General features: G+C 69.0%; 12 protein-coding genes. All 12 read right to left on the minus strand.

Annotated elements, in window-relative coordinates; translation table 11 throughout:
* Positions 1 to 39 precede the first annotated feature (39 nt).
* On the minus strand, positions 40 to 2,148 hold the full coding sequence (locus tag CJ179_RS08310; RefSeq protein WP_095861164.1) for a hypothetical protein: 2,109 nt from the start codon (positions 2,146 to 2,148) through the stop codon (positions 40 to 42).
* Positions 2,141 to 2,938 (minus strand): glycoside hydrolase family 16 protein, encoded by a 798-nt coding sequence (locus CJ179_RS08315; RefSeq protein WP_072940910.1) that lies wholly within the window; start codon positions 2,936 to 2,938, stop codon positions 2,141 to 2,143. Before CJ179_RS08315 ends, CJ179_RS08310 begins: the two co-directional genes overlap by 8 nt.
* Before the next feature lie 31 nt (positions 2,939 to 2,969).
* Positions 2,970 to 3,641: a DUF998 domain-containing protein gene (locus CJ179_RS08320; protein WP_072940912.1), complete on the minus strand. Its 672-nt coding sequence runs from the start codon at positions 3,639 to 3,641 to the stop codon at positions 2,970 to 2,972.
* A 2-nt stretch (positions 3,642 to 3,643) separates the two neighbouring features.
* Positions 3,644 to 4,885: a hypothetical protein gene (locus CJ179_RS08325; RefSeq protein ID WP_095861165.1), complete on the minus strand. Its 1,242-nt coding sequence runs from the start codon at positions 4,883 to 4,885 to the stop codon at positions 3,644 to 3,646.
* Positions 4,872 to 6,245 (minus strand): lipopolysaccharide biosynthesis protein, encoded by a 1,374-nt coding sequence (locus CJ179_RS08330; protein ID WP_095861166.1) that lies wholly within the window; start codon positions 6,243 to 6,245, stop codon positions 4,872 to 4,874. Before CJ179_RS08330 ends, CJ179_RS08325 begins: the two co-directional genes overlap by 14 nt.
* A gap of 2 nt (positions 6,246 to 6,247) precedes the next feature.
* Complete coding sequence (locus tag CJ179_RS08335; protein WP_072940920.1) at positions 6,248 to 8,041, minus strand: serine aminopeptidase domain-containing protein; 1,794 nt, start codon at positions 8,039 to 8,041, stop codon at positions 6,248 to 6,250.
* Positions 8,025 to 9,335 (minus strand): glycosyltransferase, encoded by a 1,311-nt coding sequence (locus tag CJ179_RS08340; RefSeq protein WP_095861167.1) that lies wholly within the window; start codon positions 9,333 to 9,335, stop codon positions 8,025 to 8,027. The genes CJ179_RS08335 and CJ179_RS08340 overlap by 17 nt, the downstream gene beginning before the upstream one ends.
* Positions 9,332 to 10,282, minus strand: coding sequence for a glycosyltransferase family 2 protein (locus tag CJ179_RS08345; RefSeq protein WP_095861168.1), 951 nt, complete (start codon positions 10,280 to 10,282; stop codon positions 9,332 to 9,334). Before CJ179_RS08345 ends, CJ179_RS08340 begins: the two co-directional genes overlap by 4 nt.
* A 6-nt stretch (positions 10,283 to 10,288) precedes the next feature.
* Positions 10,289 to 11,116 (minus strand): glycosyltransferase family 2 protein, encoded by an 828-nt coding sequence (locus CJ179_RS08350; RefSeq protein ID WP_072940928.1) that lies wholly within the window; start codon positions 11,114 to 11,116, stop codon positions 10,289 to 10,291.
* A gap of 305 nt (positions 11,117 to 11,421) precedes the next feature.
* Complete coding sequence (locus tag CJ179_RS08355; protein WP_072940930.1) at positions 11,422 to 12,288, minus strand: MazG family protein; 867 nt, start codon at positions 12,286 to 12,288, stop codon at positions 11,422 to 11,424.
* Between the two features lie 4 nt (positions 12,289 to 12,292).
* A complete protein-coding gene (mfd, locus tag CJ179_RS08360; RefSeq protein WP_095861169.1) occupies positions 12,293 to 15,940 on the minus strand; it encodes a transcription-repair coupling factor in 3,648 nt (1,215 codons plus the stop codon).
* 119 nt (positions 15,941 to 16,059) lie between these two features.
* Complete coding sequence (locus CJ179_RS08365) at positions 16,060 to 18,495, minus strand: glycosyl hydrolase (RefSeq protein ID WP_095861421.1); 2,436 nt, start codon at positions 18,493 to 18,495, stop codon at positions 16,060 to 16,062.
* Positions 18,496 to 18,515 lie beyond the last annotated feature (20 nt).

Here is an 18,515-nt window from a genome sequence, read left to right on the forward strand (position 1 = left end):
CCGCCTCGACCGTTCGTGACCGAATACGCCAGGTAGCCGTTACCTCCGCGGCCCCGTGTAACGGAAAATGGTGCTGTCGACGTCCTGCGCGGACACGGACCAGTCGGGGCTGGAACGCAATTGGTCCTCGAAGTTGTCGACCGATCCGTCCGGTAGATAACCGTAGTAGCGGATGGCGGCAGTGCCCTGCGTGTTGAACACGAGATACGTGTCGCCTTCGCGTTCCGCCGCATCCGCGGTGAGCATCTCGATCTGGCCGCCGTGCGGGAAGCCCTCCAACAAGGCCGGCGGCAAGGCCAGCAGGGGTTGATCGAAATCCTTGTCGACGACGGCGAACTTGATGTAGTCGGCGCTGACACGAGTGGGGAGACCCGCGGGATAGAGGGACATGATCGTCGCCGGTGGCTGTTCGTTCGCGAGGATGTCCTCCGCGAACGTCACCTGGGACTGATAGCCGACGACCAGCGACCACAGCCCGTAATACCCTTGCAGGCCGGCAAACGTCACGTATGCCAGTCCGCTCGCGAGTCCGACGGGGACGACTGCGCGGAGCAATCCGGACCGGAACCTGATCGTGAGCGCGTCCACGAGAATCGGTGCGATGAGGATCGCGCAGCCGGGGACGGCATAGAGGTAGACCCGGAAGATCGCCTCACCACCGTAGCTCTGACCCGCCAGCAGGGCGAACGAACTGAACGCCATGACGGTCGCGACCCAGGCGGGACGTTTGCTGCGCCAGAGGAGGATCGCGCAGACCACGGCGAGCAGGATGATGCCCGCGGACAGGGAACGGCACACGGCAGAGGTGAAGATCTTCCCCAACGTGCCGACCGCGGTCACGTTGCTGGCGGCGTTGTCGACCGGGTTGAAACCGGACAGCAGCCCGTACGGTGCCACGATGTCCAGCCGCGGCACGAGATAGGCGACGAGGATCGCGAAGTAGGGCACGGGAAGCCACCACGGTCGGATCTTCCGCGTCACTGCCAGGGCCGCCGTCACACCGAACAGCCAGTAGGGGGTCAGCTGGTGGGTGGGTACCAGCGCAGCGAAGACGAGGATCGACAGGTACGCCGCGGATCGGTGCTCCGTCGACACGACGAGCAGTGCCACCACACCCAGCGCCATGACGAGTGCGATGGCCTGCGGCGAGAAGTAGTCCTGCCCCACCCAGTTGGCGAGTTCCGCGACCATCGCAGCTGTCAGTGCCACCCGCATGTCGAACCCGAGGAGCCGGGCGATCGCGGCGATCACGACCGCCAGCAACACGTGGATCACCGGCGCGAACCAGTGGGCGATGGACATCATGTCTGCCGACGTGATGTCACCGAACCACGCGAATGCGGTGAAGAAACCCGGCCACTCACCGTAGATGTCGACGCCCTTGGGCGGCAGTGTCTGGAACTGCTGGATGTAGTCGACCACGCCGAGGTGCTTGTACGTCCACCCGTAGATGGGCACGTCGGTGACGAGTGTCGGGGTGAGCCGTTCCACCACGATCACACCGAGCAGGGCCGTGGCCGCGGTCCCGACCGCCCCCGCGCGGAGCGCCCAGACGAACGCGCCGAGCATCATCAGCGCGCACACCACCAGGCCGGGCCCGCTTCCGACGAACAACAGGCCGAACTGTGAGTACCCGGTGGTGCCGAGCCCGGCGAGCACCACCCCCCAGAGAGCCAGGGCCACGACGACGAGGATCAGGGGTCGATTGACGCGGGCGGCGTGACCCCAGTGCGACAGACGAAACCACACCTGCTGCAGGGTGACCGCGCGAACCGAGTCGGCGCCGGTGTCGTGCCACCGATGCCGCAGCGCGGACGCGATGACGGCCAGGACCATCACCAGCAGCAGACCGATGGCGGGCCAGCGGTAGAACCAAGCCAGGACGGTGGTGGCGGCGGTCACCACGGACAGCCCGAGGACGGGGACGGCCGCGACGGCTGCGGCGACCGGTATCCGCAGCCACGTCACGATCGCGAGACCAGGGCCGCTCAGTACGAACACCGTCAGGAGTACGGCGCTGACCGGCGACGGAAGCGGCGCAAGGGATGTCAGTCCCGCGACCGCCGACGCCAACGCGGCGACGTCGTAGTACCGGGACAGCTCCGGAGCCGTCCTGTTCACGCGCTCCGCAGTGAGGAGATCACTCATCGGTCACCTTCACCCAATCGACGAGCATCGTCGCCGGAAACGTCGTGTCGGCTCCGACGTCACCCGGCCACCGTCCGCCGACGGCGACGTTCAGCAACAGGGAGAACGGTTTGTCGAACACCCACTCCTGCCCCGGGTCCAGATCCGCACGCGAGAACTCGCCCGTCACACCGTCGTCGATGCCGAACGTGATCCGGTCCGCCGACCGTTCCACCCAGTAGTCGTGAAAACCGTCCGACACGTCGTTGCTGCCTTCGACGTTCAGATACCAGGGTGTGCCGTCCGCGGACGGGCCGTGCAGCGCACTGTGATAGAACGACGCGTCGTTGATCGTCTCGATCACGTCGATCTCTCCCGACTGCGGCCAGCCCACGCGGTTGACGTCCGTGCCCATCAACCAGAACGCCGGATGCAGGCCCTGTCCCTTCGGCATCTTGATGCGGGCCTCGGCACGTCCGTACTGGAAGGCGAAGCGGTCGAGGGTGACCAGCCTGGCTGACGTGTAGCCCGATCCGTCGCGGCGGGCTTCGATCACGAGGTTGCCCTCGCCGTCGAGCCGGGAATTGGCGGGATCGTCCGTGTAGACCTGCGCCTCGTCGTTTCCCCAGCCTCCGCCCCCGACCGCGTGGCCCCAGTAGCGGGAGTCGGGTGAGGTTCCGGCGGCCCCGACGAAATCGTCGAACATGAGCACCGACTCGCCCTTCCCGGATGCCTGCGCGACATCGCTCGACGCATACCACCCGGTGGCGCCGACGCAGGCGAGCGCGAGGAACACCGCAGCCGACGACACTGCACGGGTCCTGCGTGGACGGTTCAGCTGCCTATGCACCGGCTTTGTCTCCGACCCGGACGTCAGCCGAACGCCGAACCGACTGCAGCTGTGTCACGAGGTGGACGCACACGACGAACCCGAGGATCGCCGAGTACGCCGCGACCCGTTCGATACCACCGACGCCGAGACCGAGGTCCCAGGAGTAGGTGAAACAGAAGTACCCCACCAGACCGATCACCCCCAGCGCGAGGGCGACGTACGTTGCCGGACCCGACCTGTGGGGCCATACGGTGAGCGCCGTCGTCAGTGTGAAGAGACTGCCGAAGATGAGGAACAGCGTGGCACCGAGCGAATGCACCTCCCAGTGCGTGTTCGACGGCGCCAGACCGACCACTACTCCGCCGATTCCGGCTACGACGAGGAATACCACCGGAACGAGCGGGAGCACCCGCTCGACGCGGTACCAGAGGACGGCGCCGACGACATATGCGACGCCGACCATGACGAACGCCGCGTCCATCAACAGCGACGTCCTGCTACACGGCGCCGTGCCGTCGGTGCCGCAGAACGGGACGCCGAGGTCGCTGATGAAGTTGGCGGAATAGCTGTAGTGACCGCGCCAGGTTCCGGCGACGAGGAATTCGACGACGAAGAACTGCAGCACGGCGACGGTGAGGTACAGCGGAGTTCGCTTCGAAGTCTCCAGGACGTGTGATGGCATGGCTAGACAATCCTTCGAGACAGGAGAGACAGTGGATCACACAGGGCGTCCGCAAGTGCGTCGCGGACGAGTTCAGGGTCGAACACGTTGTCGTGCAGGGACGCCGACACGTCGAGTTCGGGACCGCGGCGCACCGAGGTGAAGACGATCGACGCCGGATCGGCCGGTTCGCTCAGCGCGGTGACGATCCGCCGGCCGGGCTCGTCGGTCCAGTCGAGATCGGCCAGCATCGCCGCCTCGCCCATGTCGGAGTACACGAGTCTCGCCCGGGGTGTCGCCGCGACGTGGGTGGCCGCGGTGTGCGCCGTGCCGGCACGCACCCGCCTACGGAACTTGGCGATGCTGAGTGCGAGCGAGGCGAGCGGCCTGCCCGACGCGGTGGCCTGCGCGATCGCCGCACTCATCTCTGCGGCATCACCGGGGTCGGACAGTGCGAATCGCACTCCGGCAGCGAAATTTCCGTTCACCGTCGCACCGTCCGGAAGGTAACGGCGGCAGTCGAAAAGGACGTCGACCCTGTCTTCGATCTTCAGGCCACGACTGCGTATCGCCCGCGCGACGGCCGCAAACAGCAATGACGACACCGACGCCCCGGGCAGATACCGATCCCGCCAACGACGGAGTTCCGCGATGGTTCCGGACACTGCGGACGCGACGACCGCAGTGGGCGCTCTGCCCCAGGGTACGACCTCGACGGGACAGGAATCGTGTGCGGTGGAGGGCCGGGATTCGAGGAGCTGAGCGACACGGGCGGGGGACGACGCGAACGCCCGGGTCAGGGCGCGTGCGAGCGGCAGTGCGCTGTCGCGTGTCCGGGCCCATTCGGGGACCGGCGTCCCGCTGCGTCCGCCGGCGACAGCACGGACGAGTGACAGTGCGAGCCTTCCGTCACCGAGTCCGTGCGAGATGTCGAGGAGGAGAAAGTCACCCGCGACCGCGACGTTCAGCGGGTACACGGATGCACCCGCGCGCGCCAGCCCGGTCAGCAACCGAGGCACGTCCTCCCGGGTGCACGGCCCCAATTGCTGGACGTTCCCGAGGAAGTCCTGCGGTCGGTGCTCCCACCGGCGTGACTCGGTGGTCGGGACGAGCCCGATCGGAGTGTGACGTCCACCGGCGTGCGCGAGCACGGTCAGCGTGTCCCGGATCTCGCCGATGCGGGGCAGGCGGACGGGACCGATTGCGGTGATCATCCGGCTGCCGCTGCGCATCAGGTCGCGGGAACTCGCTCTATCCGTCGACATCGGACACCTGCCACATCGGTTTCTGGTTCGCGCTCTTCTTCGCCAGCCACCGCTCCCACTTGGCGCGGTTCTGGAGTCGGCGGAGCCAGGAGATGAGCGGTCCGGCGAGGATCACGGCGGTCAGTGTTTCGGCGGCGAGATACGCCCAGCCCACCCCCGCGACGCCGATCGACGCGCTGAAGACCAGGCTGCCGACGATGATCACCACCGTGGCCAGGCACTGGGTGACGACTGCGAGGGTGAGCCGCCGGTACACCCGTGCGAGACCGTCGTAGACGGCGCCGATGACGGCGAGGGGCACGAAGACCGCGGCGAGATGGAGCAGCGGCGTTCCTTCCGCACGGTATTCCGCCCCGATGACTCCGAGCGCGGGCGGCGCGACGAAGGCCAGCCCGAATCCGCCCACCACCGCGATCACGGCAATGGTGCGGACGAACCGGCGGGACAGGCTGACGATCTTGTCCGGATGCGCGGCGGCCTCGGCCACGAACGGGCCCACCATGAGGTTCACCATGATGTAGAGGGCGCTGACGATCGACCACGTCACCGCGAAGTAAGCGTTCGCCGCGGTGCCGACCCGGGTGACAACGATCAGCGGGACGACGAGCGGGGCAATGGCCCCCAGGGCCGAAATGCCGTACGAGGAACCGAAGTACACCCCGAGTTCCTTGTTGGAAGGCAGCGCGGGTACCTGCCGGTATCGCGGGTCGGACCGGATGCGCAGCCCCATCGACGTCAGCAGAACCACAACGGCGACCGCCGCGGTGACCCCCCAGGACGCGACGATGGCGAGCGCCGACCCGGACGCCGCGAGCACCACGACCGCCAGCAGTTTGGCCAGCGCGTGGAAGACGTTCTTCGACGCCGCCCAGCGGGCCACGCCCAGACCGGAGACGGTCTGGTCCTGCAGCGCGAAGAGCGCGAGGACGACGACGAACACCGGATAGATCGCGATTTCCAAGTTGTTTTCGAACAGCGTGTCCCGCGGACCGAGGACGATGAGCCCGACAGCCGACACGAAGGCCAGCGTGGCCACGGCGGCGAAACCCTTGACCAGCAACGGTCCCGCGCGGTGGCCCGCCACCGGCAGGAAGCGCTCGAACATCGAGCCGAGGCTGAGATTCGAGAGCGTCGACAGCATGATCGCCGTCGAGATGAGAGCGGACGCCACGCCCACCTGATCAGCGGGGAACAACCGCGCAGCCGCGCCCCAGAAGGCGAGGCCGAGGACACCGGTGACGACACTCGACAGCATGAGTGCCATCGAGTTGAGCTGCAGATTCCGCCCCGCAGAGCGCGGTGGCTGCTCGGCACGGTGTCTGGCGCGTAGTTGCGACTGCGTCGCTGTCAGGGATCCCATGACTACCCGACCAACGCCGACCGGGAATCGTCACGGGCGTCGTCGACACGGCCCACGGTCAGTTCACCGAGCGCAGTGGCGAGGACGTCCCGGAGAACCCTGTCGCGCAGGGCGGTGCTGTACAGCGAGTGGTCACCGGACGGGTAGGTGACCAGACGTCCGTTCCAGCCGGCACCCCGCAGCCGGCGAAGGCTGCGCTCGCCGTGGTTCTCGACGAACGCCGCGTAATCGACCGGTGAGAGGAGGACGGTAGCGTGCACGCCGCGCTCGTGAAGCGGAGCGAGCATGACTTCCGGCACCTGCAGCAGCCCGGCCCGGCCCAGCCACAACCAGCCGCGGTAGGGCAACCACACCCGCAGGTATTTCTTCGCCGTCGCCGCGTGCCGGTGGAGCAGCGCGAGCGCTGCCCCCTTCAGGGACCTCCGGTCGGCGTCCATCGTGGACTGCTTCACGAACGCCTTCCGGGTGATTGTCCAGTCCGCCATGTTGACCAGGACCACTGCCCGGACGGGGTGCCGGATGGCGGCGTAGCTCGAATTCCATGCCCCCGAGCACATCCCGGCGAGCACAACCGATCCGGGCGGCGCACCGCTGACGGAGATGATGTCGACGGCGTCGTCCCGGGATTCGTCCGTGTAGATGGTGGTGCATTCGCCGTGCTGCACCAGACCGGTGTCGCCGGTGCCGCGACGATCGAAGCGGACGCTGACGATCCCGTGGGCCGCCAGCTCGCGCGCGGTCTCGGCCCACAGCCGGACCGGTCCCACACGGTGCTCGTTGGCGGTTCCGTGGAAGATCACCGTCGGTCCCGCAGGGCTGTGCGTCGCACCCTGTTCGGCCGCGACGGACGTACGGATCGTGAAGAGTTCGGCCGCTCCCGCGAACTCCAGTGTCTCGATGACCTGCCTGCCGTCGACGGTGCGATCCACCACGGCGGTGGGGCGGAGATCGAGTGCGGCACCGGTGTGGTGGTCGCCGAAGGATGCGGACATCCATGCCGCGATCCGGTCGATGTCGCCGAACGGGTGCCGGACCACGAAGTCCGCCGGCTCGAGGAATGATTCGTAGTCGTGGACGGTGACGGTCTCGGCGTTCCAGGCGGCAACGGCCTCACGCGTCGCGACGGAATCGACCTCACTGTCCCGCACCGCCATCAGGACCTTCGCGCCCGACGGCGGGGTCGCGGCACGCAGAGACATCGCCGACAGGGCCGACGCCGCGGCCGGTGCGAGCACCGCACCGATGAGCGTCACTCGCGGATCGTCCGTGTCCTCGGGACCGACCACCATCTGGTGGAGCGCGGTCTGCTTGCGCAGGTAGGCGCGGCCACGAACCACAGGATCCCACAAGGCCACGGCCCGCACCGGACCGCACACCGCGGCGACCTGTGCGGCGAGCAGGGCGCCGACCCGGAGGCCGACCAACCCGATGTCCGTGATGCCGGAGCTGCGCACGTAGTCGACCGCTCTCCGGATGCTGTCGAGCCACCCCGCGACCGCGTCGGAATCGTCCTGGGCGCCGGACGAGTCGCCGGTGCCGCGGTAGTCGAACCGCAACACCAGCAGCCCTCGAGCGCGTAATTGCTGGGCGAGATACACCATTCCGCGATACGAGTCGACCTGTTCCTTGCCGATCGGCGGGCAGAGGACGACGGCACCGCGGCAGCGGCCGTCGGCAGGACGATCGACGACGGCGAACAGCGGTGCGTCGTCCGGTCCGAACCAGGTGGCGAACCGGGTGCCGTCGGCGCGGCCGCCGAGCGGCTCGGTGCCTACGAGATCAGGATGGGCCGTCATGAGTCACCCCTCTCATCGGCGCCGGATCCCGGCCCTCGACGCGGGCCTTCAGATAGGCGAACGGTCCGCGTGCGATGGACCGGAGCTCGGTGGCCCCGATCCCCTCGGGAAGGTGGTCGGCGAGACGGTCCGGAGGCGTGGCGACGTGGGACATCTTCCGCGACAGACGGAGAAACGTGGGCGCCTGCCGCACCGCGATACGCACCGCGAGCCACGCGGTGCGTGGATGGACGGCGATCTTGGCCAGCCAGGCGCCGAGTCCGAGTCCGTAGCCGCGCGCCTGGACGGCGAGCGCCTCGTTGTCCTCGCGGTGCCGATGCCACACGACCGCCCCGGGTCGGTACGCCAGTTGCCGCCCGGAGTGCAGCACGCGGAAGAACATGTCGAGGTCTTCGCCGCCGTCGGTGGGGGCTCCCGCCCCGAGTGCCTCGTCGAAACCGCCGAGCGCGTACACGGCCTGCCGGTCGACGGCGAAATTCGCGCCGGTGCCGTAGATCCCGACCTGGAAGGGGAAGAGCGGCACGTCGGCGGGCGGGTGCGCGAGGTCGAACAGCCGTGGGACACAGGAACTTGCCCACCCCACCCGCTGATCGAAGTACGCCTGCGCGGGTGTGCGGATCTCACCGCTCGGGACGATCCCGCATACGCACGCCACCGCGTTCCCTGCACCGAAGCCGGCCACGAGTTCGGTGAGCCAGTGCGGGTCGACCACGACGTCGTCGTCGGTGAACGCGATGATCTCGGTGTTCGCCGCGCGGACTCCCGCATTGCGCGCCCGGGACAGTCCGGGCCGGGGCTCGGTCACGACGCGCACGCGGGGGTCACCGAGTTCGGCGACATACCGCTGGGTGGCATCCGTGCGGGATGCGTTGTCGACCACGATCACCTCGTAGCCGGGATGGTCGAGCGACAGGATCGATTGCAGGGCGTCCTTCAGGCTGTCGACCCGGTCGCGGGTACACACCACGACGGTGACGGACGGGCCGGATGCTTCGGTGTCGACGACGCTGTCGGCCACCGCCACCGGCACGAGCCCGTCCAGTGCGTGCCGCAGTGCGGCGGTCTCGAGCCTGCCGTCCTCGATGTCCACCTCGACGAATCCCAGCAGGGTGCGATCTTCTCGCACGAGCAGCCGGGCGCGCCGATAACCCTCGGCTCGGTCCAGCCGGTATTCGGTGTCTTCCCGGACAGGTCCACGTAGTTCGCCGACCCAGACGGCGCCGTCCCACGTCGGCGGGTGATCGCTCTCGAGAGCCGGCGCCAGGTCGATCCGGCGATCGAGTGTTCCAGTCATGCCGTCACCCGCTTCGATCGCAGACCGACGAGACCTCGGACGTATCCGGCTGCGGTCACCGTGAACCCCGCGACCACGGCACCCGCTCGGAACAGTCCGCCGTGCCGAGGGGACGCGATCCCCGCGACGACGGCTCGTGGGAGTACACGTGCGGTGTACGCCCGTTCGCTGCTGAGCGCGTCGCCGGCCCCGACGAGATCGGAGACCAGTGCTTTCGACACGCCCTCGTGGAAGCAGCGCGAGAGGAAGTAGCGGAATGTGGTGCGGTCGTCACTGACGCGGTGCACCACCCTCATCGCGGGGTCGAACAGCAATTGCGCGGTGGGCTTGTGAGTTCGGATCCGGATGCAGAGTTCGGTCTCCTCGCACCCGACCGGCGTCGTCCCGACCCTGCCGATTCCGTCACTGAACCCGTCGACGGTGTCGAAGACCGTGCGCCGCAGAGACATGTTGCAGCCGATGAAGTTCCGCACCGGTTCGATGCGCGTCGGCTGGCCGACGTAGCTGCAGCCGACCACCCAGTCGAACTCGGCGGGCATCCACACGGGGCGGTCGGCCGGCCACGCCGGGCTGGCGAATCCGCCGACACCGAGCACGTCGGGATCGGAATAGTGGGCGGCGGACACGCGATACCAGTCAGGCTCGGCGCGGGCATCGTCGTCGAGGAACGCGATCATGTCGCCCCTCGACGCGCGGACGCCGGTATTGCGGGCGCCGGACAGGCCCTTCGACTCGGAATTGCGTAGCACGGTCACACGAGGTTCCGCTGCGAAGTGCCGTTCGGCACGGGAGAACAACTCCTCCGAATGATCGATCACCAGCAGAACCTCGAGGACCGGCACACTCTGGGCGAGGACCGAGTCGACCGCCGCGCACAGGTCGCTCCACCGTTCGGTGGTGTAGGCGCAGATGACGACGGAGCAGGACACGAGCGTGGACACCGTCATGGCCGCTCAGCCCTGCGGGACGGGCGCCGGGGACAGGTGCGTTGCGGTCGTGCGCTGTTCGCTCCTGATGGTGCGCAACACACGAAGTCCGTCCCGCACTGCGTTCAGGTTGCTCTCGCCGTGGATGCGATCCTGCTCGAAACTCGGGACCTCGGTGATCTTCAGGCCCGCGTTGGCGACCCGCACGTTGATGAGGGTCTCGATCTCGAACCCGTCGCCCCACTGCGCCTCGGCCGCCTCTACCGCGGGCAATGCCATCACCGGGACGTGGTGGCGCCAGAATGCGTTGTAGCCGTAGCACAAGTCGCTGAACGCTGCCCCGAACTTGAGGTTGACGATTGCGTTCAACGCCTTGTTTCCGAGCTTTCGACCGAAGGTGATGTCCGAGCTGCCGCCGCCGTCTGCGAAGCGGGTTCCCTTCGCGAAGTCCGCGCCGGCCACGAGGGCACCGACGAACAACGGGATCTCTGCCGGGTCGGTGGAGCCGTCGGCGTCGATCATCACGATGATGTCGGACGTCGCGACACGGAATCCGCAGGCCAGGGCGTTGCCCTTGCCCTTGCGACTCTGCGTCACGAACTTCGCGTCCGGCCACAGGCTCCGCGCCACATCGACGGTGTCGTCGACTGAATGGCCGTCCACGAAGACGATTTCGTCGATGTCTGCCGGCATGCGCGCGGCGACATGAGGAAGGTTCTTGGCTTCGTTCATCGCGGGCACGACGACGGTGACCGTCGGGCGGCCGGGCGCGCGGTCGGCGGCGCCGGTCTCGTCGATGTCGTGCGCGTCTGTCTCGTCGGAAGGTTCCAGGCGGTCAGGCGTGTACAGGCTCATGTGTCCGTCTCTCATCGTCGGGCAATCGACTCGGCCCGGAAGCGTCACTATGTGTGGTCCCCTGTGGGTATCGGCCCTCGCCCGACCGGGAGCTCGGATACCCACCACGTGCAGTGCGCGAAGACCATAAACACCCGAGCAGAAGGACTTCGCAGTACTTCGAAACGCGTATTTGCAACCAACTGGTCTTCTATGCGCGCTTTAAACTACCTCAGGTTTGTTTTTCGTGCACTACGGACACGGGAGTGATTCATCCCTCAGTTACATTTTGGCAAACCCGAGCGATAACGCCGACCGCCCCGGTATCAGGACGTCCAGTACCCGAGCCAGTCCGCGGGGGCGAGTTCGGTCTTCCCCGCCGCGCGCGCAGCATCCTCGGCCGCGCGGACACGGGCGATCAGGTCGTGCGTCGCCGCCTGCAGCCTCGACTCGGCAGCGACCACCGCCGCGCTGTCCGCCGTGATCTCCGCGGGCACCAGCTCGGGCGGCAGGCCAGCCTTGCTCGCGCGGGCGATGACCTTCGCCGCGAGGGATGCCGCGGGCTGACTCATCGCGACCCCGTCGAGGCAGGAGCTGCGGGCCTTTTCCGCCGCCTTCCGGATCTCCCAGGCCCGTTCCTGCTCGGCGATGTCGATCGGGCCGACGACGTCCTCACCGAGGTGGGGGCTGCGGTGCACGAGTTTGGCGACCAGGGTCGCGGCCACGTCGTCGACGTCGAAATTGCCCGACGCCGAGGCGATGCGCGAATGGAACAGGACCTGCAGCAGCAGATCCCCGAGCTCTTCACGCAGGTCTCCGGGCTCGGCGGACTCGATCGCGTCGAGAACCTCGTACGTCTCCTCGACGAGGTAGTGCGACAACGTCCGGTGTGTCTGCGTCACTTCCCAGCCGCCGTAGCTCCACAACCGGTCCATCACCTCGGCGGCCTCGACGAGGTTGTCGCCCGGGACCTTCGGTGCCGCGATGATCCGGGACCCCGACGCGACCCACTCGCGCACGGTGGGATGGTCGGGATCGGTACTGATCAGGACAGCGGCGCCGGGTGCGGCGGACAGCAGCGTCCGCACGGACTCGGGCACCTCGTCGGTGAACGCCACTCCGCCACCGACCACCCCGACGGCTTCCATCGGGATCGTCGTGGGCCGCAACGGGTCGAGCAGGACCACCGTCATCGGGTCAGGCCTCCATCACCACGGCCCCGGCGGCCTTGCCGTCCAGTGCGAGCACTAAGTCCGCGATGTACTGCAGCAACTCCACGTCGCGCACCCGCTCGGCGCCGATCCCGCCCGAACCCGCCCGGGGCAGCGGCAACTGCACCATGCCGGTGGTGGCGCGGTACTGCGCACTCGGGTAGATCCGCTTGAGACGCAGCTGCTTCGAGTCGGGCAGGGCCATCGGCGCGATCTTCAGCTGCGTTCCGACGACGGCGATCTCCTCGAGGCCGTATTCGCGGGCCAGCAGGCGCAGCTTGGCCACTGAGACCAGTCGGCGAACCTCCTCGGGGAGGGGGCCGTACCGGTCGACGAGTTCGTCCACGACGGCGGTGATGCCGTCGAGTTCGGTGGCGGCCGCGAGCTTTCGGTACCCCTCGAGCCGGAGACGGTCGCTGGTGACGTAGTCCGGGGGGATGTGCGCGTCGACGGGAAGGTCGATCCGGACTTCCTTCGGGGCGTCCTCCGTCGTGATCGGCTTGCCGTCGGCCGCCGCCCGGAAGGCCTCGACCGCCTCCCCCACCAGCCGCACGTACAGGTCGAACCCGACTCCTGCCACGTGACCGGACTGCTCGGCGCCCAGCACGTTTCCGGCGCCACGGATCTCGAGGTCCTTCATCGCGACCGCCATGCCCGCGCCGAGGTCGGAGTTCTGCGAAATGGTCGCCAGGCGGTCGTAGGCCGTCTCGGTGAGCGGCTTCTCCGGCGGGTACAGGAAGTACGCGTAGCCGCGTTCCCGGCTACGCCCGACGCGACCGCGCAACTGGTGCAGCTGCGACAGGCCCAGCGAATCGGCGCGTTCGACGATGAGCGTGTTGGCGTTGGAGATGTCGAGGCCGGTCTCGATGATGGTGGTGCACACCAGCACGTCGTAGTCCCGCTCCCAGAAGCCCTGCACGGTCCGCTCCAGCGTGTCCTCGTTCATCTGGCCGTGCGCGACGACGACGCGCGCCTCGGGGACGAGGTCGCGGATCCGCTGGGCGGCCTTGTCGATCGAGCTGACCCGGTTGTGGACGTAGAACACCTGTCCGTCGCGGAGCAGTTCGCGTCGGATGGCGGCGGCCACCTGCTTGTCGGCGTACGCGCCGACGTACGTGAGGATGGGGTGCCGCTCCTCCGGCGGCGTGAGGATCGTGGACATCTCGCGGATGCCCGCCATGCTCATCTCCAGCGTTCGCGGGATCGGCGTGGCCGACATGGTGAGAACGTCCACGTGGGTGCGCAGCGCCTTGATGTGTTCCTTGTGTTCCACACCGAAGCGCTGTTCCTCGTCGACGACGACGAGGCCCAGGTCCTTCCACCGGATCCCGGTCTGCAGCAGCCGGTGCGTGCCGACGACGACGTCGATCTCGCCGTCGGCCATGCCGGCGACGATCTCCTTGGAGTCCCCGGCATCCGTGAACCGGGACAGCCCACGCACCTTGACCGGGAACGCCGCCATCCGCTCGGTGAACGTCTGCAGGTGCTGCTGGGCGAGCAGCGTCGTCGGCACCAGGACCGCCACCTGCTTGCCGTCCTGCACGGCCTTGAACGCCGCCCGCACCGCGATCTCCGTCTTGCCGTAGCCGACGTCGCCGATGACGACGCGGTCCATCGGGACGGCCTTCTCCATGTCGGCCTTGACCTCGCTGATGACCGTCAGCTGGTCGTGGGTCTCGGTGAACGCGAACGCGTCCTCCATCTCCTTCTGCCACGGGGTGTCCGGGCCGAACGCATGACCGGGTGCGGCCTGCCGCGCCGCATACAGCTGGACGAGTTCACCGGCGATCTCACGAACCGCCTTGCGCGCCTTGCGTTTGGTGTTGGCCCAGTCGGAACCGCCGAGCTTGCTGAGTGCGGGCAGTTCGCCGCCGACGTACCGCGACAGCTGGTCGAGGGACTCCATCGGGACGAACAGCCGGTCGCCCGGGTGGCCGCGCTTGCTGGCGGCGTATTCGATCACGAGGTATTCGCGCCGCGCGCCACCGATAGTCCGTTCGACCATCTCGACGAATCGTCCGATGCCGTGCTGGTCGTGCACCACCATGTCGCCGGCCGTCAGGGCGAGCGGGTCCACCTGGTTGCGGCGCTTGGCGGGCAGCCGCTTGCCGTCGCCGACCGCGGCCACCCGGTTGCCGGTGAGATCGGACTCCGTGACGACGACGAGTCCGGGGGTGGTGTCGCCGCCGGGGAAGACCAGGCCGTCGTGCAGCGATCCGCGCAGCACCCCGACCTGACCGCGGGCGGGCTCCGAACCGGGTGCGAGTTCCGCCGCGGGCACCTCGGCCTCGCGGAGGCGCTCGAGCACACGATGCGCGGTACCGGCGCCTGCGACCACGATGACTGCCCGGCCGCCCGTGCTGACATGGGCGCGCAGGCTCACGAACAGTTCGGACAGCAGCTCGTCGGAACCGCGGACCTGCGGTGCAGGGGTGACCGCCAGCTCCAGCTCCTCGCCGCTGCCGGACGCGAGCGGGCTCAGCGTCCACCACGGCAGACCGGCGGCCTCCGCGGATTCGCGGACCTGGCTGAGCGAGCGGTAGGCGGAGGCGCCGAGGTCGATGCCGTCGCCCTTCAGCACCGACGTGTCGAGCGGGGCGGCGCCGCCGATCGAGGCCGCCGTCCACGACGCCTCGAGGAACTCCTGACCGGTGCGCACCAGGTCGGTGGCGCGTGTCCGGATCTTCTCCGGATCGCACAGCAGCACGTGCGCGCTTTCGGGCAGCACGTCGGTGAGCAGTTGCAGCTGCCCCGGCCGCAGCACGGGCAGCAGTGCCTCCATGCCCTCGACCGGGATGCCTGCCGACATCTTGTCGAGCATCTCGACGAGCGCGGCGTCGGCCTGGTTGTCGACCGCGAGCTGCGCGGCCCTGTCGCGGACGTCCTCGGTGAGGAGCAGTTCGCGGCACGGCGGCGCAATGACGGCGTCGATGTCGAGTTCGGCGAGCGACCTCTGGTCGGCGACGGAGAACGCGCGCAACTCGGTGACCTCGTCGCCCCAGAACTCGACGCGCACCGGATGATCCGCGGTGGGCGAGAACAGGTCCAGGATGCCGCCGCGGACGGCGAACTCGCCGCGCTTGCCGACCATGTCGACGCGCGTGTACGCCATTTCGACGAGCCGCTGGATCAGCCCGTCGAAGTCGTGCTCCACCCCCACCCGCAGCGTGACGGGTTCGATCTCGCCGAGACCGGGTGCCATGGGCTGCACCAGTGAACGGACGGTGGTGACGACGACCTGGAGCGGCGCCCCGTACGAGCGGTCGTCGGGCCGCGCGAGCCTGCGGAGCACCTCCACCCGGCGACCGACCGTGTCGGCGCTCGGCGACAGCCGTTCGTGCGGCAACGTCTCCCACGACGGGAACTGCGCCACGGCGTCGCCGATCATCTCCTGCAGTTCGGCAGTGAGGTCGTCGGCCTCGCGACCGGTCGCGGTGACCAGAAGCAGGTGGGTGCGCTCGGCGAGGGCCGCGGCCACGAACGGCCGGGCGGGTGCGGGTGCGACGATGTCGAGGTGATGCCGCCCGAGGGCCTCGGTCACCTGCGCGACGACGGCGTCGCCCAGCGCGATCTTCGCCAGTCCGGCGAGCGGGGTGTCGGACGAGGGCTCGGCAGCGATGAGCGGGGAAGACAACGACGCACTCCTGAGCAGTGATGACGAACTGCCGGCGAACAGCTCGGGCCGGGACGAGCGGCCAGTTGCGGACTGAGCCAGCCTAGTCGATATCGCACATCGACGAACCGGGGTCCGGATCAGGTGGCGGCCCGCACCACCGGGGCGACGCTCACCGAGTTCAGCGCCCGCACCTGCCCGGTCACCGACTCCGCCGTCCCGGTCCTGCGCACCGGCACGATCCGGGTGCCGCCGGGTGGCAGATGGAACCAGGAGTCGGCGGGTTCGAATCCGCCGAGTTCGAGGTGGACGTACTGCGCAGCGCCGTCGGTGGCGACGTCGACCACCCAGTCGCCGGGCGCCGTTTCCCGCGCCGCCGCCGTCAGGCCGACGGTGCGTTCGAGGGCACGAGCCGGGCCACCGAAGAGGTGAACGGACTCGGCGACGACAACGTCCTCGCCCGACAGCGTGACGGTCGCGCTCTCGTAGCCGCGGACTCCGAACCGATGGACGTGTGTCGCGTCGGTGAAACGCCCGAGCACCGTATCGAGCGACCACCGGCGGGCCGCGTGCGCGGCGAGGGTCACCGGTTCGGCGACGTCGAACGCCCGCGAACCCGTGCGGGTGTGCACCTGCACCCGCAACTCCCCCACGATCGCGCGGGCCGAGTCGTTGACCGCGTCGATGCGCAGTCCGTCCATCCCGTCCTCGCCGAGGAGCACCGCGACCGGCCGGGACAGCCGCCGCATCACAAACCACGGCGCCTTCGGCCTGCCGTCGGAGTCGAGCAGTCCCCACCCGGCGCCGGGTTCGAGGTCGCGGAGCGCGAGCACCAGAGCGCCGTCGCATCCCGAGTCGGGCCGACGCCAGTATCCGAGGGCCGCCGCGAAGGCCTCGCAGACGGCGGCGCGACCGAGGGCCAGGTACCGCTCGGGATCACACCAGCGGACCGTCGACGGCTCCTCACCGAACAGTGTCCGCACGTAATGATCGCGGACGTCCTCGAAGTCCCAGGACGCCCCGTTGTCCCGGGGCACGGCGGCCTTCCACCGCGGATGGTGGCCCGCAGCGGCGAGGCTGCCGAACTCGGTCTCGATCGTCGCGTCCGACGGCGGGATCGAGAACGCGAGGCATTCGGCGGCGAACCGCACCCCGGCCTGGCGGACGTCGGACGGCGGAAGCCGATAACCGCCGACGCCGAAGTAGTGCGAGACACCCGTTCCGACGTGGGTCACGAGCGCGTAGCCTCCCGGCGGCGGGGACGGCGACGACGACACCGCCGCCACCCCCGGCGCGGTCCGCGCGACCACCGCCGGGATCACGTCGTGTACCGCCGGGATGTGCGCCGCGGGGAGCCCGAGCATCGTGGGTTGCTGTTCGGTTTCGCTGCCGCCGCTGAACACGGCGAGCGCGGGGTTCCCGGACAGCGGCCGCAGCACCGCCTCGATCTCCGCGGTCAGCAGTTCCAGGAACGGCTGGTCGTCGGGCGGGTCGAACGTCGACAGCATGGCGTCCTGCCATACCAGAACGCCGAGTTCGGCACAGTCGTCCCAGAATGCGGTGTCCTCGTACAGCATCGTGCCCGGCACCCGGACCATGTTGAGCCCGGCCTGGACCACCCGCTCGAGGGTCTCCCGCGTCTGATCCCGGCCGCCCAGCCCGATCGGATCGACCGGGGTCCAGACGGCGCCGCGGCAGTACACGTCGACGCCGTTGACCGCCAGCCGGAACCCGCCGTCGCTGCGCGCCACGCTCACGGTGCGGAATCCGACGGCGCCCAGGTCGACGACGTGCTCGCCGAGGGTGATGCTCAGCGGATACGTCACCGGGACGCCGTGGGTGTGGGGCCACCACAACCGGACGTCCGGGATGCGCAGGTGGGCGCGGACCTCCCGCGCGCCGGAGCCGGTTTCGACGACGGTCGCCTCCACGGAGACGTCGCCGAGCCGGACGACGGGCGGCGGGCAGGCCGAGCCGTGCACACGCACGGCAAGTTCCAGCACGCCCGTCCCGTCCTGCACCGTGGTGACCACGTGACGGTCCGACAGCACCGGCGCCGTGCGGTCGTGCAGTCGCACGGGCCGCCACGGCCCGACCGGGGCGGGCACGCCGCCGAAGACCGGAGCGCGACCGAGCAGGCTCGTGCGCATCCAGCGCAGCCCCTGCGCACTCGCCAGCGACGACCGCCAGCGTCCGCGGGGCCGCCGGCTGCGCAGCGCCGCGTCGAGCGACGGGAATCGGATCGCCAGCGTGACCGTGCCGGGGCGAGAGTCCACGTCGACCGAGGCCGGCACGAACATCGACTCCGAGGACAGGACGAGGTCGTCGCCGGCCCACACCTCCGCGAGCGAGGCCAGGCCGTCGAACTCGAGCCGCCACGGACCGGGGCCGCCGCCGGACACGTCGGTGACGAACCACCAGTCCACCGCATCGGTCTGCACCGCGCGCGCCGCCGCGACGCCGTCGGCCGCCCGGATCGCGCCGGCCGCGGTTCCCGGAACCTGCGCGGGATACCACGGACCCGGCACACAAGCCAATCCCGACGGATCGGTGACCGAACCCGGTTCCGTTGCCACGCAACGCCACCGGGCGCCGT

It is taken from the genome of Rhodococcus sp. ACS1 (assembly GCF_002300155.1).
GTDB classification, from domain to species: Bacteria; Actinomycetota; Actinomycetes; order Mycobacteriales; family Mycobacteriaceae; genus Rhodococcus_F; species Rhodococcus_F koreensis.